Below are 25,259 nucleotides of genomic sequence, written 5' to 3' on the forward strand. Positions count from 1 at the left end.
ACAGCAGGCCACTGTCTCCAGGAGAAGACGATGCGGAAATGGATGGCGAGCGCCCTGGCGGCGACCGCGTTGACGGGGCTGGCGCCGCTGGCCGGTGCGCAGCAACCGGCGCTGGACGGCGCGCTGACCATCGTGGTTGGCTATCCGCCGGGCGGCAGTTCCGACCGCATTGCGCGGCTGGTTGCTGACCGTCTGAAAGACCGGGTCGGCGTGCCCGTCGTGGTCGAGAACAAGACGGGCGCGGGCGGCCGCATCGCGGCGCAGGGCCTGCACGCCGCGCCCGCCAATCAGAATGTGCTGATGCTGGCCAACCCGGCGGTCATGGTGGTGGCGCCGCTGGTGTATGCGCAACCGGGCTACGACGCTCAACAGGACTTCAAACCCGTGTCGCTGGCCAGCCGCTACAAGTTCGCCTTGGCTGTGCCGGCCAGTTCGCCGATTCAAGATGTGCCGGCATTGCGCCAGTGGCTGCGCGCCAACCCCAAACAGTTCACCGTCGGCGTGCCGGCCACCGGCAGCTTGCCGCACTTTTTCGCGCTGATGCTGGGCCGTGAAATCAAGCAGGAGCCAGAAGTGATTGGCTACCGCGGCTCGGCCCCGCTGATCTCGGAACTGATCGGCGGCATCCTGCCGCAAGGCATCGACACGCTGGACACGCTGCTGCCGCAACACCGCGCGGGCAAGATCCGCATCCTGGCAACCTCCGGCGACACGCGCGACGCTGATCTGAAAGACGTGCCCACCTTCAAGGAAAGTGGCGTGGATCTGGCCGCAGACGGCTGGAACGCCTTCTTCGCCCCGGCAGCAATGCCGCAAGCAAAGATCGACCGCTTGGGCGCCGACATTGCCGCCATCCTGCGCGAACCCGCCATGCAGGAGGCCGTGCGCGGCGTGTTCCTGGAGCCGGTGTCGCTGGACGCCGCCGCCACCGCTGACGCGCTGGCCGCCTACCGCAAGCAGTGGGAACCCGTGGTGCGGGCCTCCGGCTTCACGGCCACACAATAAGGGGCGCCGCAATGAGCACTGTACAAAATGTCTTGTTCATCATGGCCGACCAGCTGCGTGCCGACCACCTCAGCTGTTATGGCCATCCGTACTTGCAGACCCCCAGCCTGGACGCGCTGGCCGCGCGCGGCGTGCGCTTTGATCGCGCCTTCGTGAATTCCGGCGTGTGCGGGCCGTCACGCATGAGCTACTACACCGGCCGCTATCCGTCGCGTCATGGCGCAACGTGGAACCGCGTGCCGCTGTCCGTCAACGAGATCACGCTGGGCGAGTACCTGGCGGGGCAGGGGCGGGAATTGGCCCTGGCTGGCAAAACCCACATCATCCCTGACCGCGCCGGCATGGAACGCCTGGCCATCGATGGCGCGTCGGAGCTGGGCGTGTTGCTCAGCCAGGGCGGTTTCACCGAACTGGACCGCTACGACGGCCACCACACCCCCGGTCAGGAAAGCGGCTACCCCGCCTTCTTGCGCCGCCACGGTTACGACAGCGCAGACCCCTGGACCGACTACGTCATCGCGGGCGTGGACGCCAGCGGCCAGGTCGTCAGCGGCTGGAACATGCGCAACGTGCATCTGCCGTCCCGAGTGGCCGAGCCGCATTCCGAAACCGCCTACATGACGGACCAGGCGCTGGATTTCATGAAGCGCCGCGGCAGCCAGCCCTGGGTGCTGCACTTAAGCTACGTGAAGCCGCACTGGCCTTACATGGCGCCTGCGCCCTACCACCAGCGCTACACCGCCGATCAATGCCTGCCGGTGCGGCGCAACCAGGAAGAGCTGCGTGACGCGCATCCCGTTGTGGCCGCCTATCGGCAGCAGGAAGAAAGCATCAGCTTTTCCACGGACGAATGCGTGCGCGTCGTGCGCCCTGCGTATCAAGGCTTGATCCGGCAACTGGACGATCACCTTGGCCGTCTGTTCGACTACATGGAAGGCGCGGGCCTGATGCAGAACACGCTGATCGTCTTCACGGCCGATCACGGCGACTTCCTGGGCGACCACTGGCTGGGCGAAAAGGAACTGTTCTACGACACCGTGCAACGCGTGCCGTTCATCGTGATGGACCCGTCCACCGCCGCCAACGCCACGCGCGGCCAGGCGCTGGACGACATGGTCGAAAGCGTGGACGTCGTGCCAACCGTGCTGCGCGCATTAGGCACACTGGGGCCTGCGCATCGGCTGGAAGGCCGCGAACTGCAAACGCTGCTGCACGGCCGGGATGCCGCCACGCCCTGGCGCGACTGCGTGTTTTCGGAGCTGGACTACAGCTTCCGCCAAGCGCGCATCCTGCGCGGCAAAACGCCGCAGAACGCACGCGCATGGTCAGTGCGCACCGACCGCTGGCGCTACGTGCATTGGCTGGACGAACCCGAACAGCTTTTTGATTTGCACGCCGACCCCGACGAGTTCCAGGACCTGGGCAGAAGCAGCGCGCATGCAGACGTCCGCGCAGCATTGCGCGAACGCCTGCTGGACTGGATGCTGCGCGGCAAACGCCGAACCACCATCAGCGACGAAGCCATTGAAAAAGCCACGAACGCGCACAAGCGGGCGGGGGTGTTTTTCGGGCAGTGGTAGGGGCAGGGGCGGCTCAAGAGAAATCCGGAGCCGCCGCTTCGTGTCGCTGGATCAGTAGCGCCAGCGCACGCTGAGCGCGCCCGCGTGCTCACGATTGCCGCCGCCATACTGGCCGCTGTAGTTCAGGCCCAGCGTGGCCGAGCGCGATACAGCGACATCCACGCCCAGTTCGGCCAGTGCCGCGTTGCGAGCGATGGGCGTGCCGGCGACGGTAAAGGCCTGCCCGCCGTCAAACGCCATCGTCGACTGCGGGACGACATCCCCAAAGGCATGGCGCCATCCCAGGGTGGCTTGCAGACGGCCTTCGGCTTGGCCGAGCGTGAAGTCCGTTTGCGCGCGTACGCCCAAGGTGCTGCTGGTCTGTTTGTCGCTGCTGCTTTGGCCGCGCAGTGCAGCCAGGCCGCCCGACTCCGCAAAGGCGCGGCTGCGCAAATCGCTCCAGGCCAGGCCCGCAAAGGGCTCGATGCTGGCGCGTTCCGATAGCGGCATCGCGTAACCCAGTTCCGTGAACAGCTGCGTCGTGCTGGCTCCGTAATCAGCGGTCAGCTCCTGCTGCGTGCCTGCGATGGCGACACGGCGCTCGGTGCCGATGTCGTGCCAGGTGTAGGACGCACCCGCCATCAGGTTCAGCTTGCCTGCGCCAGCCTGGAACGATTTTCCGCCATAGAGCGCGGCGCTGTAGCTGGAGACATCCGCCTTGGATGAGCGGTCATCGACGCGGATCTTGCCGTCGGTGTAGCCCAACGCGCCGCCCAGACGCCAGCCGCCGCCCACGGCATGGTCTGCGCCGACGAAAACGCCACCGGTGTGTTGCTTGAGCTGGGCCGCGTTGCCATTGCCTTGCTGGGTCTGCCAGTTGCCCACCAGTTCGGCCCATGCAGGCTGGGCATTGGAAGTGGGCAAGGACGAGGCAAGCAGATCGCCGCCAGCCTGCGCAGTGGGCGCGCCTGGGCGCATTCCAGCGCCCAGATTGGCACGCAGATGCGACAGGGGCAGCGTGCGTGTTGTGGCCCCGGCGTTGACCAGGCCCGACGTTACGCTGGCATGCGCTTCGCCCGACAGACTGTTAAACGCGTCCGGGGGCGTGCCTTCTGGCAGGGTCAGAATGTACTCGTGCAATGCATTGCCGGCTGGCAGGCTGTCCAAAGCGTTGGCCACGGCGCGCTGGTTGGAATTTTGGGCCTTGTCGGCAAACGAGATAGGACGTGTCGGGACGCCCGGGTCGACGGACGCTTGCTTGCGTTCCAGTTGCAGCGTGACATCTTGGGTGCCGTAGCGTAGCTCGGGAGTCACATAGGCATAGTTGGAGCTGACCGAGCTGAATTGCCCCTGCACCGAATCGGCGGTCAGGATGGTGTATTGGCGCGTGGTGCCGAAACCGCCGTCGGGGCCGACGTGCACCACAGATCCCGCCAGGCTGGCCGTGCCGCTGACCGTGACACGCGCGCTGGAGGACGAGTCCGGGTTGGCCGACACCTGAAACAGCGAGCCAGGCATGAACGCCAGGTCACCCGCGACGCGCAGCGCGCCGTTGATGTGGCCTGGGGCAAGTATTGCGCCGCTTTCCAACGTGGTCGTTCCCACCTGCCCCGCGCCTTGCAGCACGGCGCCATTGGCGACGGTGACGGGGCCAGCAAGCACGCTCTGCGCAGCGACGTTCAGCGCGCCCGACTGGACCACGGTGCGTCCGGTATAGGCGCTGCCGTCGCCCGAAAACACCAACGTACCTGCTCCACGCTTGGTCAGGCTGGCGTTGCCCGAAAGGCTGCCGGTCAGTCCGAGCGACGTGGCGGCCGACACGTCGATACCGCTGTCCTGGGTGACGTTGATGGCGCGGCCCGTGACGAAGCTTGCGATAGTGGCCAGGGTGCCGCCGTTCAATTCCAGGCCACCCCCGGCCGCGCCCAGATTTGCATCGGACGATATCGACAAGATGCCCGACCGGATTTCGGTGCCGCCGTTGTAGCGGTTGTCGCCGGCCAGTACCAGCGTGCCATAGTCCGCTTTCACCAATTTGCCCGCGCCGGTCAACGTTGACGCGATGGTGCCGGTTATGCCGGCGCTGTCCGCTGCACCTGTGCCCACGCGGATGATGCTTTCACCGCCCGCGCCTTGCAGCGCGATGGGGGCGCCCTGGATGCGGTAGCCGTTGCTGGCGATCTGCATGCCGGTCACGCCGATTGGGCCGGCAGAGTCATCGACGGTGACCGTGCCTGCGGCGCCTTGGAACACGGCGAAGGTGGGAGCCGGCTGCAAGGGACCGTTGACGGCGCCATTGGCATCCGTCCAGTTGCGGCCGCCGACGCTCCATACGCCAACGCCGCCGTTGACCTGTCCGTTGTCGTGCAGCAAGACATTGCCGCCATCCCAGAAGGCCAGGGTCGCACCGCCCGTCGAGGCCAGATTGACCTGGCCGGGGACTGCGGTCTGGATGGAAAGATCGGCGGAAGCGATGCCGGACGGCGTGGTTCCTATTGTTAGTCCGTTGCCGGTCAACATCCCCTGGTAATCGAACAGCCGGTAAATACCAACGCCAAAGCCGCCCTGGTCCTTGATGTTGAGCGTGCCGTTCAGGGTCAGGTTGCTTCCAACATCGAAAAGGGCGGCTGTCGGCGCTTTGCCTAACGCGACATTGACCTGACTGGCGCTGTCCAAAGTCAATCCGCCGCTCAGTTTCAGCGTCTGCCCTTGTTCGCCAGCGAGAATACCGCCTTGGATCTGGGTGGGCCCTGCGATCTTGCCTGATCCGGACAACGTGCCACCGAGAATGGTCGCGGAGCTTTCATGCAGACCGTCAACTTGCAGGTTGGCGTGGGTCGCAATGATATCGCCGCCATGTGTGCCGGAAATCCAAAGCGTGCCCTCATTGACCAGCGTCTTGCCGAAAAAGGCAGGATTATCATTGGTCAGTTGCAGACGGCCCGCGCCTGTTTTGACGAAGGTGCCGCCTCCCCACATCAGCCCTGCGTAGGTTGCGCTTGATGCGTCGTCCAGTCGCAATGTGCTGTTCCCGTTGATGAATGAATCGCTTGCATAGCGATTCGCGCTGCTCACCAGCGTGCCCGCAAGCACATCCCAACGCGGGCTGCTGGCTCCATTGAGTGTCAGCGTCCCTATGCCCTGCTTGGTCATCGTGCCCATGCCTGTGATCTGGCCGGCAAAGCTGGCGTCGACGAGTTGATCGAAGCGGACCATGCTGTTGTTCAGCACGTTCCCACGAATTGACGCCGTATTGCCAATCAGCGTGCCGGCCTCCACGCGTGTGTTGCCATAGCTGTTTGTCCCGGCCAGCTCGAGCGTTCCCGCTCCGAGTTTGGTCAGATCTGCGGGGCCGGAAACGTTGCCCCTGAAGACCGTCCAGTCGTAAAGATCTGGGACATCAATGCTGCTTGCTTTGGCCACGATGACGCTGCGGTTGCTTTGGATGCTCTCTGTTGTTCGCAGCGTGCCGCCATTCAATATGATTCCACCGCCTTCGCCCAGATTGGCGTCCAGGTTCACGGACAATACGCCGCCGCGAATTTCCGTGTCGCCGGTGTAGCGGTTGTACGCCGTCAGCACCAGCGTGCCGAAATCCGATTTGACCAGTTTGCTGGCGCCGATCAGCGTCGCGCTGATGGTACCCGTTGTATTTGCACTGTCGGCCAGTCCAGTGCCAACGCGAATAATCGTTTCGCCTCCCTTGCCCTTCAGGGCAATAGGGATACCCTGGATGTGATAGCCATCAGTGGCGATCTGCATGCCAGCCATGCCGAAGTCGTCGTCGAAGCTGTTGCTCCATACGTATCCGGCAGCGCCCTGGAACACCACAAATACGGGGTCTGAAGGCAAGAAACCGTTTACCGTGCCATCGGCGTTGGTCCAGTTTCGGCCACCGAGCCCCCAGCTACCAGAGCCCCCATCGATCACGCCGTTGTCGTGCTTGGACGTATCCCCGCCGTCCCAGTAGACGACATTAGCGTCGTTAGTCGAGGCAAGGTTGACTTGGCCGCCGATTGCCGTCTGGACCGAGAGCTTCCGAGCGTCTAGTCCAAAGGGAACGTTGCCAATCGTCAATCCATTGCCGCTGAGTGTGCCGCCGTAGTTGAACAGGCGGTACACACCGGAGCCAAATCCGCCGGGACTTTCCAGGTTGAGCGTTCCATTCAAGGCCAGGTTGCCTTGGACATCGAAAAGCGTGTTGGCCGCCGTCCCGCCGAGCTGGACGTTGACGCGGCTGGAGGGATCCATGACCAAATCGCCGGCGATTTTCAACGTCTGTCCCTGCACGCCGGATAATTCGCCGCCGATTAGATCGACATTGCCGGAGATCGTGCCGTGCCCCGTTAGCAAGCCGCTTTGTGCGACAGAAACGGGGCCGTTGAACCGACCGTCCACTTGCATGCGGCCCCCCATGACGGCTGCGGACCCGCCTAGCGCGCTGGACACGGTCAAGACGCCGCCATGGACCGACGTTAGCCCTTGGAAGGCCGAGCTATCACCCGTCAACCGGGTATGGCCTGCGTATTGATTCAATTGGTGAGTGCCCGAGCCCAGACTGCTCAGCGATGCTCCGAAATCGAAATTCAGGTCCTCGTGGTTGAAATTCAGTGAACCGCGGCCCGCACCGAACACGACGTTGGCAGCCTCGAGTCTGCCTGCGCCCGTAGCGGCGTTGGCTTGCGTGGCGTCCGCGCCGATATTGAGGTTCGCCACGGAGTTTGCCGCACGCGCCAAGGTCACCGTGCCGGCGCCACCGCCCACCGTAAGACTGCCCCTGTTCCTAAGCGTGACGGCGCCCTCGCTGCCTGTCTCTTGCCCGACGACAAGTTCCCCTGTGTTAATCCAACTCGATGTCGGGTCGACCATCATCACAGAACCCGACTTCCCGCTGCGCGTGCCGATGTAGCCGTTGACGCTGGCGAGCTTGCCTCCTGCGAGCAGGAGCGTACCCGCTTCCACGTTCGTATCGCCCAGGAAACCCGAGCTGTCGCCGCGCAGGCTCAGCGTCCCCGCCCCAAGCTTGTTCAAGCTGCTTTGCGTGGCGGATGACAAGCGGGTGCCAAAGGCGATGTCATGACCGTTGGTGTTGAACCAAGCGCCTTCAGCACCGACCGCTAGGGAGTCGAAACCGTAGAAATAATTGTGCTGTTGTTCGGTGGCTTCGAGGATGCCACCGTTTAGATTCAGGGAGGCAAGGCCAGATCCCTTCATGAGTTGCCCTGTGGCAAGGACTCCACGTCCGTGCAAGGCGTCGCCGAACAAATTAAGCGTTCCAGCCGCGCTGTTGTTCGAAGCTAGGGAAATACTGTTCGCGTCGACCCTACCGCCTTTTTCCAGGATCAGGGTGCCGGCACCAGATAGGCCTACATGGAGGGTTCCGGACAGTGACCAACTAGAGTTCTCACCGGTGACTGTGGCGATACCAACCTCGTTGCGCGAGGAGCCCAGAGTGCTGGAGGCACTGTTGACGGCGCCGCCATCTTCTATGCGTATGTTGGCGGGCAGGTCTCCACCAATGTATATGCCGCCGCTAAGGAGTTGCGATCCGCTCCCTGACACCCGCAATGCCCCGCGGCTCTGGTAACCCGGCGTGGCTCCTCCGACAAGGACCGATCTGGCGGAAACCGTTCCGCCGTCCTGTACGGTGAGCGATGCCGTCCCCATCACCCCAACTGAAAGAACACCAGCGTTCGCCCAGGTCGAACCTAGTCCTGACACGTCTACTGTCGCATTACCGGATGGAAAAGAACCAAGATGTCCACTGTCGCTGGATACCGTAGCGCCATTCGAGATGCGCATGGTGCCGACGCCGTTCATGCCGACGAACAGACCGCCGTCCACGACCCAATTCGTTGCTGTAGGGCTGGGCATTCCCGGCGAGACGTCGCCCGTCACCACAATCGATTGCGCATGAGCAGGCGCTGCCCCATGCAGCACGGAAAACGCGGCAATCAACGCTGCTGCCAGGGGGAGCAATCGCGGCCCGTTTCCGCGATTGCGAGTCTCTACATTCTTATTTTTCATTCTTCCCTTTCCGAATTCGCGTGAGTCGAAAAGGGGGGAGTAAATACTATATGTGTTAAGTTGTAAACCGTGCCTCGGCTTTTTCCGGGGCCGCGTCTTGCGCTTCCGGCTTCAACTCCCGACGCAAAATCTTGCCCACGTTGGTGCGCGGCAGGTCATCGCGAAACTCCACGTACCGCGGCACCTTGTAGCCCGTCAGTTGCGTGCGGCAATGGGCGATCAGCGTTTCGGCATCCAGCCCCGGGTCTTTGCGGATCACGTACAGCTTTACCGCTTCGCCCGAGCGTTCGTCTGGCACGCCGACGGCCGCCACTTCGCGCACGCCGGGATGCAGCGCGGCGGCGTCTTCGACCTCGTTGGGATACACGTTGAAGCCCGACACCAAGATCATGTCTTTCTTGCGGTCGATCAGGAACACGTAGCCATCCTGGTCCACGTAGCCGATGTCGCCCGTGCGCAGAAAGCCGTCGGGGTACATGACCAGCGCGGTTTCGTCGGGGCGGTTCCAGTAGCCTTGCGTGACCTGTGGCCCGCGCACGCAGATTTCTCCGCTTTCGCCGATGCCTTGTTCTTCGCCGTCATCGTTGCGGATGGAGATCTCGGTAGATGGCACCGGCAGCCCGATCGAGCCCGTGAACACCTTGACGTCCAGCGGGTTGACGGTCACGGCGGGCGAGGTCTCGGTCAGCCCGTAGGCCTGCGCCAGCGACTTGCCGGTGACGGCGCGCCAGCGGTCGGCAACCGCGCGTTGCACCGCCATGCCGCCGCCCATGGTCAAGCGCAGGCGCGAGAAATCCAGCTTGGCGAAATCGGGATGGTTGAGGAGCGCGTTGAACAGCGTGTTCACGCCCGTGAAGGCCGAGAACGGCACCTTGCTCATTTCCTTGATCAGGCCGGGAATGTCGCGCGGGTTGATGATCAGCAGGTTGCTGGCGCCGATCTTCATAAAGGTCAGGCAGTTCGCTGTGAGCGCGAAGATGTGATACAGCGGCAGCGCCGTCACGACGCATTCTTCGCCTTCTTTCACCAACGGTTTGATCCACGCATGCGCCTGGCTCAGGTTGGCCACCAGATTGCCGTGCGACAGCATTGCAGCCTTGGCCACGCCCGTGGTGCCGCCCGTGTATTGCAGGCAGGCCAGGTCGCGCTGGTCCAGCGGCACTTCGGTGAAAGGCGCTTTGCGCCCCTCGCGCAGCGCGTCGCCCAAGCGAATGGCGCGTGGCAGCGACCACGCCGGCACCATGCGCTTGACGCGGCGAATCACGAAGTCCACCAGCCGGCCTTTGACGGGGCCGAGCATTTCACCGATGGACGTTACCAGCACGTGTTCGACTGCCGTCTTCGGCAAGGCCTTTTGCAGCGTGGCGGCGAAGTTGTCGGCGACGACGATGGCGCGCGCGCCGGAATCAGCCAATTGATGTTCAAGCTCGTGCGCGGTGTAGAGCGGGTTGCAATTGACCACGATGCAGCCGGCGCGCAGCGCGCCGAACAGGCAGATGGGGTATTGCAGCAGGTTGGGCATCATGAGCGCGATGCGGTCGCCCTTGCCCAGCCCATTGGCGTGCAACCAGGCGGCGAAGTCGCGGGTCAGCGCGTCCAGCTCGGCGTAGCGGATGGACTTGCCCATGCTGATGTACGCCGTCTTCTCGGCGTAGCGGCGGCAGCTGTCCCGCACAACCGAGACCAGCGTGGTGACGCCGTCCATCGCGATCTCTGCGGGGACGCCAGAGGGATAGCTCTTATGCCAGATTCGTTCCATCGTGGTGAGGTTCCGCCTAGTTGCCCAAGAGGGCTTTCTTCAGGGAGGTCTGTGCCGGCTTGTCGCCCAGCCAGACGCGCAGCAAGGCGCGCGCGAATGCAGGGTTGTCGATGCGGCCCCGTTGCTTGCCGTTGCCGGTGAACGTGACGCCGCGGGCGTCAAAGTCCAGATCGACCACATCGCCCTCTTTGGCGTTGCCGATCTCGGCCATCATTTGCGACAAACGATCCGCAGCCGCCTTCAGCGCGGCCAGTTCCTGCTTGGGCGTATTGTCGCGCAAACCTTCCTGCAGCGCTTCGTTCAGGCTCTGGCTATCGACCTCGCGCAGCAATTGCAGCCGGATGCGGCGGGGCTCGGTGCTGTTGATCACGGTGGCCGCGTCACTGCTTTTAGCGGTGACGTACAAGGCGGCCACGTAGACCTTCACGACGAATTTGGTGCGCACGCCCGCGCCATTCAATACCAGCGCATGGCTGCCGTCGGACAATTGTTCGGGGACGCGTTTGCCGGCAACCTCGATGTCGGCGGCGAACGCGGGCGCGGCCGCCAGGCTGGCGGCAAGGATGAGGCTCAGGGCGGCGGATCGCCCTCCAGAGATGCGTTGCATGTGTCTCCTCCAGTGTTTTTTCGCTTGTAGAACTTCTTGTCTGCGATATAGATCGTGCGTTCCACGACGGCATACACCACGCCGTCCTTGTCCTTCAATTCCACCGTGTACGTGCGGGTGGTTTCATGGTCGCGCGCAAGGGTCTCGCGGATGGCCGCGATTTCTCCGGGCGGCAACCGGAAGTCGACATACAACGTCGTGTAGGCGGGCTTGCGGTAGCGGATGGACGCCGCCTTGTCCCACACGATGTGATCCGCGCCCAACGCGGACATCAGCATTGTGGGATGGGCGCCGTCCGTCACCGCAAACAACGACCCGCCGTACATCGACCCAACAATATTGCGCGTGCGCCGCAAGAGCGGCAGCTTGATGCGGATGTGCTGAAAGTCCGGCGACACGTGCAACACCCGGCCGCCGGTGGCGCGAAACGCGGGATGCAGGTTGAAGCCCACCCGCATCAGGCGCGCGCGCCATTCTGGCGACAGGTTCTTGAACCAATAAGGCTTCACGCGGGGTCCGTTTGGGTGAGCATCATGGGGCAGGGATCACGGGGCCGGAATCACAAGGCTTCGAACAAGCCGGCCGCGCCCATGCCGGTGCCGATGCACATGGTGACCAGACCATACTTGCCCCCCGTGCGGCGCAAGCCGTGCGTGATGGTGGCGGTGCGGATGGCGCCGGTCGCGCCCAGCGGGTGGCCCAACGCGATGGCGCCGCCCAGCGGGTTGACCTTGGCGGGGTCCAGCTTCAGCTCCCGGATCACAGCAAGCGATTGCGCGGCGAACGCCTCGTTCAGTTCGATCCAGTCCAGCGCGTCTTGCGTGATGCCCGCGCGGTCGAGCACCTTGGGGATGGCGGCCACCGGGCCGATGCCCATCACTTCGGGCGGCACGCCGGCCACCGCAAAGCTGACGAAGCGCGCCAGCGGGCTCAGGTTGAATTCGCGCAGAATGCGGTCGGACACGAGCACGATGGCGGCCGCGCCGTCGGACATCTGCGAGCTGTTGCCGGCGGTGACGCTGCCGCGCGTCGAGAACACGGGGCGCAGGCGGGCCAGCGCTTCGGCGCTGCTGTCCGGGCGCGGGCCTTCGTCCACTTCCACCAGCCGGCGCACGACGCGCACTGCGCCGCTTGCGCCGTCAGGCAGATGTTGCACCACTTCAAACGGCGTGGTCTCGGCGCGGAAATGGCCCGCGGCAATGGCGGCGCAGGCCTTCTGGTGCGAGGCGAGCGCAAAGGCGTCCTGATCTTCGCGCGAGACCTTCCAGCGCTCGGCCACCTTTTCACCGGTCAGGCCCATGCCGAACGCCATGCCGATGTTTTCCTCGTGCGCGAAGATGGCGGGGTTCATCGACACCTTGTTGCCCATGATCTGCGGCATGGCGCTCATGGACTCGGTGCCTGCGCCGATCATGATGTCGGCTTCGCCCGTGCGGATGCGGGCGGCGGCGTCCGCCACCGCTTGCAGGCCCGATGCGCAGAAGCGGTTGACGGTCACGCCCGCTACGCTTTGCGGCAGGCCCGCCAGCAGCAGGCCGATGCGCGCCACGTTCATGCCTTGCTCGGCTTCCGGCATGGCGCAGCCGGCGATGACGTCTTCGATGCGCGCAGTGTCCAGCCCTGGCACTTGCGCCAGCGCGCCGTTCAGCGCGGCGGCCAGCATGTCGTCGGGGCGGGTGGTGATGTAGGCGCCGTTGCGCTTGCCCACCGGCAAGCGCGTGGCGGCGACGATGTAGGCGTCTTGAATCTGCTTCGTCATGATCGTTTCCTCAGTTGCGCAAGGGCTTGCCGGTTTCCAGCGTGTGGCGAATGCGGGCCTGGGTTTCAGGCGTGCGCAAGAGCGCAACGAATTCCTTTCGTTCCACGGCCAGCAGCCATTCCTCGTCCACCTTGGTGCCGGTTTCGATTTCGCCACCGCACAAAGCCACGGCGGCGCTGCGGGCCACGCGGTAGTCGTGCGCGCTGATCATGCCGCCTTCGCGCATGTTGACCAGCACCATTTCAAAGTTGGCGACGCCGTTGCGGCCTGCGACCGGTACGTTGGACAGGCGCGGGGGCGGCGTGTAGCCGGCCTGGGCGGCGGCGCGCGCCTGGCCGATGGCCACAAAGAGCAGCTCGTCGGGATGGAACAGCACGATGTCGTGCTCGCGTGCAAAGCCGGCGTCGATGGCTTCCAGGCCGCTCTTGGCCACCTGCGCCATGGCGATGGTCTGGAACACGGGTTGCAGATAGGGGAAGACTTCGCCGGGGGTTGCGGTCTTGGCCGCCAATGCAGCGGCGCGGCCCGCAAATTCCTTGCTGCCGCCGCCCGCTGGAATCAGGCCGACGCCCGCTTCGACCAAGCCGATATAGCTTTCCAGCGCCAGGACGCGGTGTGAGGCGTGCATCAGGAATTCGCAGCCACCGCCCAGCGCCATGCCCTGCACGGCGGCTACGGTAGGAATCTGCGCGTACTTGAACGACTGGGACGCGCGCTGGAATTTTTCGACCATGGCTTCCAGCATGTCGAACTGGCCGGCGGCGCAGGCTTCGACCACTTGCTRCAAGTTGGCGCCCACGGCAAACGGCGGTTCGTGCCAGATGACCAAGCCGTCGAATTCGCGTTCCGCACGGGCCACGGCTTGCAGCACGCCTTCCAGCACTTCGCCGCCCAGCGTGTGGTTCTTCGACGTGACCGACAGAATGGCGATGCCGGCATCCACGTCGGGCAGGTTCCACAGGCGCACGCCTTCGTTTTCCCAGACGGTGACGCCACGGTCGTCGGCGCCTTCGCCAAAGACGCGTTCCGGGAACAGCTGGCGCTGGTAGACCGGCAGCGACGAACGCGGGTGCAGCGTGCCGGTGCGGGCGGAATACGAGCCTTCGGGCGTGTGCACGCCCTGGCGATCGGGCTCCTGAACCCAGGCGGGCAGCGGCGCATCGCTCATGGCGCGGCCTGCGGCGATGTCCTCGGCCACCGCAGCGGCGATGTCTTGCCAGCCCGCAGCCTGCCAGGTTTCGAACGGGCCTTGCGACCAGCCAAAGCCCCAGCGCATGGCCAAGTCCAGGTCGCGGGCGTTATCAGCCACGTGCTCAAGCTGCACGGCGCTGTAGTGGAAGATGTCGCGGAACAGGCTCCACAGGAACTGGGCCTGCGGGTGTTCGCTTGCGCGCAAGGCGGCGAACCGCTTGGCGGGGTTGCGTTCTTTCAGCAGTGCGGCGACTTCGTCAGCCAGCTTGCCGGCGCTGGGCACGTAGTCTTGCGCCTTCAGGTCCAGCACCAGGATGTCGCGGCCTTGCTTGCGGTAGACGCCTGCGCCCGTCTTCTGGCCCAGCGCGCCTTTTTGGATCAGTGCAGACAACCACGCGGGCAGCGCGAAGTGGCGGTGCCACGGGTCGTTCGGCAGATTCTTTTCCATCGTGCCAACCACGTGGGCCAGCGTGTCCAGGCCGACCACATCCGCCGTGCGGTACGTGGCGCTCTTGGGGCGGCCAATCTTCGGGCCGGTCAGCGCGTCGACTTCGTCAAAGCCCAAACCCAGGCGCGCGGTGTGGTGCATGGCGGCCAGAATGGAGAACACGCCGATGCGGTTGGCCACGAAGTTGGGCGTGTCCAGTGCGCGGATCACGCCTTTGCCCAGCGTGGACGTCAGCCAGGTTTCCAGCTGGTCCAGCACGGCCGGCTGCGTGTGCGACGTGGCGATGATTTCCACCAGCCGCATGTAGCGGGGCGGATTAAAAAAGTGGATGCCGCAGAAACGGTTGCGCAGGCTTGCGGGCAGCGCGTTGGCCAGCGCGTCGATCGACAGGCCGGACGTGTTCGACGCAATGATGGCGTCGGGCGACACATGCGGGGCGATGCGCTCATACAGCGCCGTCTTCCAGTCCATGCGTTCGGCAATGGCCTCGATGACCAGATCGCAGCCGCGTAGCGCGTCCAGATGGTCGTCGTAATTGGCGGGGGTGATCAGCGCGATGCGGGCGGCGCCCGCCAGCGGCGCGGGTTCCAGCTTTTTCAGGCCGGCCAGCGCCTTGTTGACGATGCCGTTGCGGTCGCCTTCGGCCGCGGCCAGATCGAACAGCGTGACGGGCACGCCGGCATTGGCCAGGTGGGCGGCGATTTGCGCGCCCATGACGCCGGCACCCAGCACGGCAACGTGTTTGACGACGAACTTGCTCAAGGGATTCTCCTGAAAAAGCGGGCGGCGGCGCGTGGCCGGCCGCCCGCGCATAGGCTAGAAGCGGGACGACAGTTGCAGGCCGAGAATGTGGCCGCTGCTGTCATAGGTGCCCGCCACGCGGCCCTTGGTCAGCTGATTGCCGGACGTCGTGTCGATGTCCGTCTTGCGCAGGTACAGATAGGTGTAGCCCAGGTCCAGCGTGGTGCTCTTGGTGGCTTGCCACTGCACGCCCGTCGAGAACCAGTAGCGGTCGTTGTCGGGCAGCGAGGTCGGGCGGTCGGCTTCCTTGTGAACGGGCGATTGGTCGTAGGCCAGACCGAACTTCCACTTCCAGTCCGGGGCGAACTTGTAGTTCGCGCCCACTGCCACGCGCCACGTGTCGCGGAAGTTCAGCGGCAGGTCGTCATCGCGCGCGCCTGCGCCGGAGTTGCGGATCTTCAGGTCGGGAATGCTGCTCCAGCCCGTCCACGATACGTCGCCCAGCAGTTCCCAGCGTTCGTTCAACTGATGCGCGGCGCTGAGAATCAGCGTGTCGGGCAGGTCCACCGAGGCCTTGGCGTCAAACGACACCGACTGCTTGGTGGGGCCGATGCTGGTGATCTCGGTGTCGCCCTTGGCGGTGTGCTTGATCTTCGAACGGTACGACAGGCCGATGCGCGTGTCTTCCGTGGGTTGCAGCATGAAGCCGACGTTCCAGCCCCAGGCGTCGCCCTTCAGATTCAAGTCGGCGTCGCCGTTGGTGGCGACCGGCAGGCCGGCAATCGGCACCACCGTTTTCTTCTTGTAGTTGGCGTCGATGTGCTGCCAGTTCACGCCGAAGCCCATCGAGAATTTTTCGTTGACCTTGTAGGCGATCGACGGGTTGACGTTGATCGTCTTGATCTCGAATTTGTTGGAATGGTATTGGCCGACCCAGCCATCGTCGTATTCGGTCATCAGGCCGAAGGGGGCGCCCACGCCCAGGCCGAGATACCACTGTTCGTTCAACTGCCAGGAGGCGTACAGGTTCGGGACCACGCCCAGGTTGCCGGCGTCACCGCCATTGCCGCCCGTGGGAACCGAGCCGTTCAGGCCCGAGCCGGGCAGGCCGGGCACGCTGGGGTTGCGGCTGTCGCCGTTGTCCTTGAACTTGAAGGACGGTTTGATCAGGTTGACCCCGCCCGAAAAGTTCACGCCGGGCAAGTACGTCATGCCTGCCGGGTTGTAGTAGATGATGCTGGCGTTTTCCGGATTTGCCGCTGAGCCTGCATAAGCGTTGCCCAGGCCACTGGCGTTCTGCTCTAAAAGCTGAAAGCCGGCAGCGTAGGACGTTGCGGATGCGCCCAGGCCGACCACTAGGGCCGACAAGGTGCTCAGGGACAATGAACGTCTGCGCATGGTACTGCCTCCTCGAGTTGGATGATGTCTCTATTCCACTGCCGGTCTGCATGCTGGCCGGTCTAATCGGCGTGAGCCGTTTTGCTGCGGGTTTTTGCCGCGGGTTCTGCCGTGGGCTTTTGCCGCGGGTTTTGCCGTGGTACTACGCATTGCTGCCTTGGTAATGCAAGGGGCCGCCCGTGAATGGCGCGAACCCTGTTCCGAAAATCACACCGGCGTCGGCCAGATCGGCATCGGCGACGACGCCGGCTTGCACGCGCTGACGGGTGGCGTCCACCAGGGGCTGAATCAGGCGCTCCGCCAAACCTGCGGGCGCGGCGGCGGGGCTGGCCCCGCCTTGCTTGACCGGTTTGCCGTCGCGCCATGTGTAGAAGCCCTTGCCGCTTTTTTTGCCGAGATCGCCGCGCGCCAGCCGTTCGGCCAGGCATCGCGGAGGTTCGGCGCCGCCGGCCAGTTCTTCGCCTGCGGCGCGTGCGATGTCCAGGCCCACCGTGTCGGCCAATTCCAATGGCCCCATCGGCATGCCAAAGGCCACCATGGCGGCGTCGATGGTTTCGGGCGCGATGCCTTCATCCACACTGCGCATGGCTTGCAGCATGTAGGGCGCCAGCACCGCGTTGACCAGAAAGCCGGGCGCGCTCTTGACGGGCAGCGCAAGCTTGTCGATCTGGCCGACGAACGCGCAGGCGCGTGCCGTGGCGTCGCCGGCATCGCCCTCGGCATGCACGATTTCCACCAACGGCATCTTCGCCACCGGGTTGAAGAAATGAATGCCGACCAGCCGCTCGGGGCGGGCGAGCCCCGTGCGCAGCGTTTCCAGCGACAGGCTGGACGTGTTGGTGGCCAGCAGCGCGCCGGCCTTCATGCGCGGTTCCAGCGAGGCGTACAGCGCGCGCTTGGCTTCGGGCTGTTCGCTGATGGCTTCGATGATGATGTCGGCCAGCGGCACGCCGCCGCCAGCAGGGTCGGGGATCAGCCGGTCAAACGCAGCGCGCGCCAGACGCGGGTCTTTCAACCGGCGCGCATACAGCGTGGCCGCGCGCTTGATGGCGGGCGCAATGCGCGCCATGTCCTGGTCTTGCAACGTGACGGTCATGCCCTTGAGCGCGCACCACGCGGCGATGTCGCCGCCCATCACGCCCGCGCCCACCACATGCACGTGCCGTGCAGGCGTCACGCCCGGTTGTTTGCCGTTCGCCTTCAGGCGTTCTTGCAGGCGGAACACGCGCAGCAGATTGCGGGCGGTGTCGGACGAGATGATGCCGTCGATAAGTTCCGGTGCTTGCAGCGCATTGCCGCCATGCTTTTCCCACAGCGTCACGATGGCGGGCGCGGCGGGGTAGTGGCCCAAGGGGTCCTTGGCGGCAATCTGCTTGCGGGCGCGGTTGGCGACGAGCAATTTCAACGGCCAGAGATTGGCCAGCGCACCGAAGCCGCGTGCGCGGCGCGGCGGCTTTTTCGACAGCACCGTCTGGCGGGCGGCCGCGAGCAGCAAACGCGGCGGCACGCGCGMATCGGCCAAGCCCAATGCGGCCGCGCGGCGCGCATCCGCACCGCGGCCGGTCAGCATCATGTCCAGTGCGGCGGGCGCGCCAATCACCTGCGGCAGCCGCAGCATGCCGCCCCAGCCCGGGAAGATGCCCAGCATCACTTCGGGCAACGCGAGGGAAGTGCCGGGTTGGTCCGCCACCAGCCGGTAGCGGCAGGCCAGCGCCAGTTCCAGTCCGCCGCCCAGGCAGTGGCCCTGGATCAGCGCCAGCGTGGGGTAGCGCACGGCGGCCAGCCGCTTGAACAGATTCCAGCCGCGAGCTACCAGCGCGCGCGCTTGTTCGGGGGTATCCAGGCTGGCGAATTCGTTGACGTCGGCGCCCACGATGAATCCCGTGGCCTTGCCGGATTGAATGATCAGGCCCGGGGGCGGCGCGGCGTCCAGCGCGTCCAGCACGATGCCAAGCTCGGTCATGGTGTCGGCCGACAGCGCGTTGACGGCGCTGCCCGCGCGGTCAAACGTCAGCCAGGCCAGGCCGTCAGGGTCGCGGTCCAGGCGCCAGTGGGAAAGCGTGTCCAGTGTCGTCATGGGCGGTCCTCGTCCAGGGTTTCAACCAGCATCGCACCGCCTTGTCCGCCGCCGATGCAGATGGCGGCCATGCCGCGCTTGGCGCCTCGGCGCTTCAGGGCGTCAAGCAAGTGCAGCACGATGCGGGCGCCGGAAGCGCCCACGGGGTGCCCGATCGCAATGGCGCCGCCGTCCACGTTGAGTTTGTCGGGGTCGAGTGGCCCCCATGCTGGCGTACCGAAGTGTTCTTGGCAATAGGCGTCGTCTTGCCATGCTGCCAGGCAGCCTAGCACTTGGGCGGCGAACGCCTCGTTGATTTCCCACAAGTCCAGGTCGTTCAAGCCCAGGCCGTGGCGTTGCAGGATGGGCGTGGCGGCATGCACCGGGCCCAGCCCCATCTGCGCCGGGTCCAGGCCGGCCCACTGGCTGTCGACAATGCGGCCGATGGGGCGCAGGTTCCATTTGGCGACGGCTTCTTCGGAGGCCAGCACGAGCATGGCCGCGCCGTCCGTCACTTGCGAGCTGTTGCCGGCGGTGATGTTGCCCCAGGGCTTGTCGAACACGGGCTTGAGCTTGGCCAATTTCTCTGGCGTTGAATCTTCGCGCACGCCGTCATCGTCGGGGTAGAGCTTGCCTTGCGTGTCGATCAGCGGGGTAATTTCGGTCATGGCGCCGGCGGCGCGGGCGGCCAGCGCACGGCGATGGCTGCTGGCCGCGTAGGCGTCCATGGCGGCGCGGTCGATGCCGAAGCGGGTCGCGACGTTCTCGGCGGTCTGCCCCATCGACAGGCCCACGACGGGGTCCGTCAGGCCTTTGAGCAGACCGATGACGGGCGCCAGATTTTTCAACCTGAAGCCGCGCAGCGCCGCCAATTTTGCGCCCATGCCGCGCGCCGCGTACCAGCCCGCGAGCCACCGCACCATGTCGTCTGAGAACAACAGCGGCGCACGCGACAGCGCGTCGGTGCCGCCGGCCAGCACCAATTGCGAGCGGCCGGACTGGATGTTGGCGATGCCGGAGTCCAATGCCTGCATGCCGGACGCGCAGTTGCGCATCACCGTCCAGCCGGGCACTTTGTTGCCGCAACCCAGGCGCAGCGCGATCACACGGCCGATGTTKACTTCATCGGGCGAGGGGGCCGCGCAGCCGATGATGACCTCGTCCAGGTCGGTGGGCGCATAGGGCTGGCGCAGCAGCAGGCCGCGGCCCGCTTGCACCGCCAGGTCGCCGGCGGAAAAGGGCCCTGGCCCGGTGCGGGCTTTCAGGAATGGAGTGCGGGCGCCGTCAACGACGTAAACCGGTTTGAATGCCATCCGTACCCTCCCTTAAGCGACCTTGCGTTCGGCCGCAGGCTTGATTGCGTCCGATGCGCCAAGATCAAAGGGGAAATCATCCACTTTCACGACGGCATCGCGCAAGCGATTGCGGCGTTTTACAACCGTATATTCTTCCGCCGTGATGCCACCCATGGCGAACGCGGCGTCGGCAATATCGCGCACGTTGGCTTGGGGGTTGCCTTCCAGCGCGCCACGCTTTTCCAGTTCGCGGATCTTGGCTTCGATGGGTTCGGCGTCCAGCGTTGCGGTCAGCGCCTGTTCGATCGCGCCCACGGGTTCGTCTTCGGTGGCGGGCAAATGGCAGCCGGCGGTCAGGCGGTCTCGCGTGTCGCAGGGGTTGATCAAGAGCCGCGCCACATCCTGACCCAACTGGTCAGAAGGCAGCATCTGCGTGCGGCCCCACGGGAAGATGATGCGGGCAAGGCCCCAGGCCACGAATCGGTTGGGATAGTTTTCCAGCACGCCATTAATGGCTTCCTGCAACTTGTACAGCGCGTCTTGAATGGACCAGTGCGCAAGCGGCGCATCGGCAGCTTGGCGGCCTTCATCTTCATAGCGCTTGAGCGTGGCGCTCACCAGGTACATCTGCGACAGCACGTCGCCTAAGCGCGCCGACAGCCGCTCGCGACGCTTCAGGCTGCCGCCCAGCACCAGCATCGATGTATCGGCCAGCAGCGCGAAGGCGGCGGAATAGCGGCTAAGCAGTTGGTAGTAGCGCTTCATGCCGGGTGCGACATCGGCGTTCACGGTGACGAACCGCGCGCCGGTCAGTGCGGTGCCCAACGCGCGCAGCTTGTTGCGCACGACAAAGCCCACGTGGCCCCAGAAGGCGGTGTCGAAATCGGTCAGGCCTTGCTTGCGATCCGGCGATTGCGCGGCGCGCATTTCCGCCAGCACGTACGGATGGCAGCGGATGGCGCCCTGGCCAAAGATGATCAGGCTGCGCGTCAGGATGTTTGCGCCTTCGACCGTGATGCCGATGGGAATCTGCTGATACGCGCGGCCCAGGAAGTTGTTGGGGCCCAGGCAGATGCCCTTGCCGCCAATCACGTCCATGCCGTCATTGACGACTTGGCGCGCGCGTTCGGTGACGTGGTATTTGACGATGGCCGATACCACCGAAGGCTTCTCGCCCAGGTCCACCGCGCCCGCCGTCATGCTGCGCGCGGCGTCCATCATGTAGGTGTTGCCGCCGATGCGGGCCAGCGCTTCTTCCACGCCTTCGAACTTGCCAACCGGCATGCGGAACTGGCTGCGCACGCGGGCGTAGCCGCCCACGGCGCGCGCCGTCAGCTTGGACATGCCGGTGTTGGAAGAGGGCAGCGAAATTGAGCGGCCGGCGGCCAGGCATTCCATCAGCATGCGCCAGCCTTGGCCGGCCATGGCCGGGCCGCCGATGATGAAGTCCAGCGGCATGAAGACGTCATCGCCGCGGGTCGGCCCGTTCATGAACATGGCGTTCAGCGGGAAGTGGCGGCGGCCGGTGTCCACGCCAGGGTGGTCGTGCGGCACCAGCGCGCACGTAATGCCCAGGTCTTTCTTGCCGCCCAACAGGCCATCGGGGTCGTACAGGCGGAACGCCAGCCCCAGCAACGTGCAGACGGGCGCCAGCGTGATGTAGCGCTTGTCCCAGGTGACGCGCATGCCGAGTACTTCGCGGCCTTGCCATTCGCCTTTGCAAACGATGCCGCTGTCGGGAATGGCGGCGGCGTCCGACCCGGCCCAGGGGCTGGTCAGCGCGAAGGCGGGCACGTCTTCACCGCGCGCCAGACGCGGCAGGTAGTGGTTCTTTTGTTCTTCGGTGCCGTAGTGCAGCAGCAGCTCGGCCGGGCCGAGCGAGTTGGGCACCATCACCGAGACGGCCAGCGCGGACGAGCGCGTGGACAGCTTGGTCACGATTTCGGAATGGGCATAGGCCGAGAACGCCAGGCCGCCGTATTCCTTGGGGATGATCATGCCCAGAAAGCCCTGGGTCTTCAGATAGTTCCAGACGTCGGCCGGCAGATCGTAGCGTTCCTGCGTGACGCTCCAGTCGTTGACCATGCGGCAGGCCTCTTCGGCCTGATTGTCCAGAAAGTGCTGTTCTTCGGCAGTCAGCTGCGGACGTGGATAGGCCAGCAGCCGGCTCCAGTCGGGCCGGCCGCGGAACAGTTCCCCTTCCCACCACACGGTGCCGGCTTCCAGCGCATCGCGCTCGGTGTCGGACATCTGCGGCAGCACCTTGCGGTACAGATTGAAGATCGGCGCCGACAGCAGTGCGCGGCGCACGGGCCGCACGGCCAACACGATGACGGCAAGGAGCGCGATGACGACCAGCGCGAGGATGACTGCGTTCATTTCTTTGTCTCCGTAGGGGTTCTGTCTTGTTCTGTCTTTGCCGCTGTCCTTGCCGCCGCCCGGGCGGCGCGGCTAGGTGCCCGCCACCGGCGGCAACGGCGCGCGCAGGCCGCCCAGCAGGAAGCTCATCAGGCGCGGCAGCAGCAGTTCGGGGTTGTTGGGCTGTTCGGATTCATCAACCGTCATTCCCGTCACGGAGCGCAGCAGGTCGGTGCCAATGATGGCGTAGGACGTCGCGCCCAACATGAATTGAAAGCGCCACATGATTTCCGCCTTGGGCACATCGGGCAGCGCGGCAAAGAGGGCGTTGCGGTAGCGCTCGAGCACATCCGCGTATTCCTCGGCGAACAGCGCGCGGATGAAGTCGGACGGGTCGGTCATGGTGCGTTCCAGCAGGGGCAGGAACGTGCTGCCTGCCTGGGCTGGATCGGCGGCCAGGCGCAAGAGGGTGCCGAAGAAGGCGTCGACGATTTGCGACGGCTTCAAGGGCTTGCCGCCGGATTGCGCCTCAAGTTCGTCCAACAGGCGCAGGCGCTCGTGATTCAGGACTTCCAGGCGGCGTTTGAGCACCGCCTGCACGAGTGACTCCTTCGAGCCGAAGTGGTAGTTCACCGAAGCCAGGTTGACGCCTGCCGCGCCGGTGATTTGACGCATCGACGTGCCGTCATGACCTTGTTGCGCAAACAGGGCTTCGGCCGTGTCGAGGATGGTTTCGCGAGTGTTGGGTGTTCTGATTTCTTGCATATGGTTGAATTCAAACGTTCGTTTAAAAATCATTATGCGTGAGGGATGAAGGAGACGCGAGCCTCGGCTATCCCCAATAGGGTTTACCCCTAACGTTCCTGCGTGGTTCCACGATGTGCACCCTTCAGGTACTGACGCACCGGGACAGTTAGCTCAGATGGATGAGGCGGCTCGCGCGGTCGGACGAGCCGGGCGTCGGTCACAGGGGGGTAGGTGAATCGTTTGTCCTCGGACGGCCGCCCTAGGATGAATGTGGTCTGGAAGGCAGGGCGAAAACGCATCAGTATCAGCGCGAAGACCTATGCGTAGCCCCGGCGAACCGCACGCCCTGACACAGGAGCAGGACAAAATGAAGACCTACCGAGTGGGACTGCTGGTTGACGGGTATGAGCAACCCGGCTGGATGCATGAGATGGTTGACTGGCTGATCCATAGTCAGGACTTCGTCATGTCCGCGGTGCTGGTGATGACGGCGGCGGGCGTCACCAAAGGGCCAAGGCTGGGGATGAGGGCGTTGTTCGGCACCTTGTCGCGCCTAGAGGCCCGCATGCTGCCACTCAAGCAGCGGCAGATGCTGGCGGACTGCCGTGATCTGCGCCAGAGCCTGCCGGCCAGTACGCCGGTGTTGCCGCTTGAGCCGGGCGAGCCCGATGCGGGGGCGCAAGAGGCGGTGGAGGCGTTGGGGCTGGACTTGGTGATCACCTTGGGAGCGTCGCTGGCCACACGCGCGCAAATGACGGGGTGGGCGCGTTTGGGGGTCTGGCAGCTGAGTTATTCCGACATTGCCGTGTCGACCAGCCGCTACGCCGGATTTTGGGAGGTCTATCAGCGCGAGGATCACACCACGGTGAAACTCTGGCGCGTCGGGCCGGAAGCCGATCAGGACGAACTGCTGGACCAGCGCAGTTTCAACACGGAAGTGTTCTGGCTGAAAAATCAGGCCCGCGCATTCAGCCTGGGAAATTTCATGGTCTACGACGCGTTGCAGGCGCTGGCGCGGGCCAGGCAAGCCGTTGCCACGCCCGAGATGCAGATCATGAGCGGGCCTCGGCGGGGCGACCCGGCGGAGTGGGACAGCGCTTCGTATATTGCGCGACAAGCTTGGTTAATTTCGGATTTGATTGTGCGGCGCATCATGAAACGCAATGTGCGATGGCGGATTGGTATGTTCCCGTCATCCCGCCAACAGGCGGTGGTATCCGAAGCCATGGTGCTGCAACCTCCAAAAGGCAGGTTCTTCGCAGATCCGTTTGTTTATACCCACGATAAAAAACCTTATATATTTTTTGAAGATTACGACTTCACTTCCCGCAAGGGCACAATTTCCGTTGCGACCTACTCCGACGGGGCTTTCCGGCTGTTGGGCACGGCGCTGAACCTGCCCTATCATTTATCTTTTCCGTATATTTTTGAGCACGAAGGCGTCACGTACATGGTGCCGGAGACGTGCGGAAATCGCAGTATAGAGCTGTGGAAGTGCACTGAATTTCCGCTTAAATGGGAATTAGATGTCACGTTAATGACCAATATATCCGCCGTGGATACTATTATTTTTAAACACGGCGAATACTGGTGGTTATTAACGAATATTGATCGAACAGATGGCCAAAGCCATTGCGACGAGCTTTTCGCATTTTTCTCGGATTCGCCGCGCTCGACCGAGTGGACGCCTCACGCCTGCAACCCCATCGTTCGCAACCCCATGCGGGCCCGCAACGCGGGAATCGTTGTCTCGCCTAGCGGAGAGGTGATCCGCTGCGCCCAGTACCAGGGCTTTTGCCACTACGGAAAGGGCGTGTCGCTCAACCGCATCGAAGAGCTCACGCCGTCCACTTACGTTGAAACGGACGGCGAAATCCACTACGCAAGCTTCCTGAGGAAGCGTCATGCTTCAATGCACCATTGGCACCATCAGGGGGGTCATACGGTATTTGACTTCGCCTATATGGAGTAAATGGAAGGTCCGGCACAAAAATAAAAATGTTACCTATATTTCGATTGCGCATCCCCGGCACGGGCAGGTTGTGTCGGCGGAAACATATCGACAGTCTTTTCGTCGAAAAAGCCTCTTTCTTGCCGCGCCCGGCATGTGCCGGGTCGCGGCTTTTTTTCGGCAGGTAACGGGGTCAAAACCCCGTTGATGTTGGCGCTGGCGGCAGGTCCTCATAGAGGGAATCCCCAGGGCGCAAGGCGACAGCTAGTAAAAACCCTAGCGGTTAAAAGGTTGAGGACGTCATCTCATCCCTATTTAGGATGGTGATTAAGGCTAACGAATGATTTCTGTTTTTATC

At 64.2% G+C, this 25,259-nt stretch carries 14 protein-coding genes; 3 read left to right on the forward strand and 11 right to left on the reverse strand.

All coding sequences use genetic code 11. The features are described from left to right. The first annotated feature begins 30 nt into the window (after positions 1-30). Both AC1DB0_RS15325 and AC1DB0_RS15330 read left to right on the forward strand, forming a co-directional pair. Positions 31-1,005, forward strand: a complete 975-nt coding sequence (locus AC1DB0_RS15325) for a Bug family tripartite tricarboxylate transporter substrate binding protein (RefSeq protein WP_342066710.1) — start codon at positions 31-33, stop codon at positions 1,003-1,005. Positions 1,006-1,016: 11 nt separating this feature from the next. Then, entirely contained in the window at positions 1,017-2,585 is a 1,569-nt protein-coding gene (locus tag AC1DB0_RS15330; RefSeq protein ID WP_476757237.1) for a sulfatase-like hydrolase/transferase, read from the forward strand. Between the two features lie 51 nt (positions 2,586-2,636). Here the strand turns inward: AC1DB0_RS15330 and AC1DB0_RS15335 are convergent, their stop codons facing one another. The 11 genes from AC1DB0_RS15335 to AC1DB0_RS15385 all read right to left on the reverse strand — a co-directional run bounded on the left by AC1DB0_RS15335 (position 2,637) and on the right by AC1DB0_RS15385 (position 22,968). Next, complete coding sequence (locus tag AC1DB0_RS15335) at positions 2,637-8,591, reverse strand: autotransporter domain-containing protein (RefSeq protein WP_476757238.1); 5,955 nt, start codon at positions 8,589-8,591, stop codon at positions 2,637-2,639. A gap of 55 nt (positions 8,592-8,646) precedes the next feature. Next, positions 8,647-10,350, reverse strand: coding sequence for an AMP-binding protein (locus tag AC1DB0_RS15340; protein WP_476757239.1), 1,704 nt, complete (start codon positions 10,348-10,350; stop codon positions 8,647-8,649). A gap of 16 nt (positions 10,351-10,366) precedes the next feature. Beyond that, positions 10,367-10,957 carry a chalcone isomerase family protein gene (locus AC1DB0_RS15345; RefSeq protein ID WP_175171382.1) on the reverse strand — a complete coding sequence of 197 codons (591 nt, stop codon included), beginning with the start codon at positions 10,955-10,957 and terminating at the stop codon, positions 10,367-10,369. After that, positions 10,921-11,466, reverse strand: a complete 546-nt coding sequence (locus tag AC1DB0_RS15350) for a DUF4442 domain-containing protein (RefSeq protein WP_175171381.1) — start codon at positions 11,464-11,466, stop codon at positions 10,921-10,923. The genes AC1DB0_RS15345 and AC1DB0_RS15350 overlap by 37 nt, the downstream gene beginning before the upstream one ends. Positions 11,467-11,516: 50 nt before the next feature. Beyond that, entirely contained in the window at positions 11,517-12,716 is a 1,200-nt protein-coding gene (locus AC1DB0_RS15355) for an acetyl-CoA C-acyltransferase (protein ID WP_342066714.1), read from the reverse strand. 10 nt (positions 12,717-12,726) lie between these two features. Then, complete coding sequence (locus tag AC1DB0_RS15360) at positions 12,727-15,117, reverse strand: 3-hydroxyacyl-CoA dehydrogenase/enoyl-CoA hydratase family protein (protein ID WP_476758694.1); 2,391 nt, start codon at positions 15,115-15,117, stop codon at positions 12,727-12,729. Between the two features lie 54 nt (positions 15,118-15,171). Further along, entirely contained in the window at positions 15,172-16,494 is a 1,323-nt protein-coding gene (locus AC1DB0_RS15365; protein ID WP_054426541.1) for an OmpP1/FadL family transporter, read from the reverse strand. A 142-nt stretch (positions 16,495-16,636) separates the two neighbouring features. Continuing rightward, positions 16,637-18,571 carry a 3-hydroxyacyl-CoA dehydrogenase NAD-binding domain-containing protein gene (locus tag AC1DB0_RS15370; protein ID WP_476758695.1) on the reverse strand — a complete coding sequence of 645 codons (1,935 nt, stop codon included), beginning with the start codon at positions 18,569-18,571 and terminating at the stop codon, positions 16,637-16,639. After that, positions 18,568-19,863, reverse strand: a complete 1,296-nt coding sequence (locus tag AC1DB0_RS15375; protein WP_476757242.1) for an acetyl-CoA C-acetyltransferase — start codon at positions 19,861-19,863, stop codon at positions 18,568-18,570. Before AC1DB0_RS15375 ends, AC1DB0_RS15370 begins: the two co-directional genes overlap by 4 nt. 12 nt (positions 19,864-19,875) lie before the next feature. Then, positions 19,876-22,224, reverse strand: a complete 2,349-nt coding sequence (locus AC1DB0_RS15380) for an acyl-CoA dehydrogenase (protein ID WP_447578245.1) — start codon at positions 22,222-22,224, stop codon at positions 19,876-19,878. A 72-nt stretch (positions 22,225-22,296) separates the two neighbouring features. After that, complete coding sequence (locus AC1DB0_RS15385) at positions 22,297-22,968, reverse strand: TetR/AcrR family transcriptional regulator (protein ID WP_054426537.1); 672 nt, start codon at positions 22,966-22,968, stop codon at positions 22,297-22,299. A gap of 349 nt (positions 22,969-23,317) precedes the next feature. On the opposite strand from AC1DB0_RS15385, the gene AC1DB0_RS15390 reads away from it, so the two are divergent. Then, entirely contained in the window at positions 23,318-24,922 is a 1,605-nt protein-coding gene (locus tag AC1DB0_RS15390) for a glucosamine inositolphosphorylceramide transferase family protein (RefSeq protein ID WP_054426745.1), read from the forward strand. Positions 24,923-25,259: the final 337 nt, after the last annotated feature.

The organism is Achromobacter sp. 10T422, assembly GCF_056394065.1.

Coding starts and splice junctions, on each gene's coding strand:
- AC1DB0_RS15390 (WP_054426745.1), top strand. CDS start 23,318: ATGAAGACCTACCGAGTGGGACTGCTGGTTGACGGGTATGAGCAACCC.
- AC1DB0_RS15325 (WP_342066710.1), top strand. CDS start 31: ATGCGGAAATGGATGGCGAGCGCCCTGGCGGCGACCGCGTTGACGGGG.
- AC1DB0_RS15355 (WP_342066714.1), bottom strand. CDS start 12,716: ATGACGAAGCAGATTCAAGACGCCTACATCGTCGCCGCCACGCGCTTG.
- AC1DB0_RS15330 (WP_476757237.1), top strand. CDS start 1,017: ATGAGCACTGTACAAAATGTCTTGTTCATCATGGCCGACCAGCTGCGT.
- AC1DB0_RS15340 (WP_476757239.1), bottom strand. CDS start 10,350: ATGGAACGAATCTGGCATAAGAGCTATCCCTCTGGCGTCCCCGCAGAG.
- AC1DB0_RS15335 (WP_476757238.1), bottom strand. CDS start 8,591: ATGAAAAATAAGAATGTAGAGACTCGCAATCGCGGAAACGGGCCGCGA.
- AC1DB0_RS15380 (WP_447578245.1), bottom strand. CDS start 22,224: ATGAACGCAGTCATCCTCGCGCTGGTCGTCATCGCGCTCCTTGCCGTC.
- AC1DB0_RS15345 (WP_175171382.1), bottom strand. CDS start 10,957: ATGCAACGCATCTCTGGAGGGCGATCCGCCGCCCTGAGCCTCATCCTT.
- AC1DB0_RS15365 (WP_054426541.1), bottom strand. CDS start 16,494: ATGCGCAGACGTTCATTGTCCCTGAGCACCTTGTCGGCCCTAGTGGTC.
- AC1DB0_RS15385 (WP_054426537.1), bottom strand. CDS start 22,968: ATGCAAGAAATCAGAACACCCAACACTCGCGAAACCATCCTCGACACG.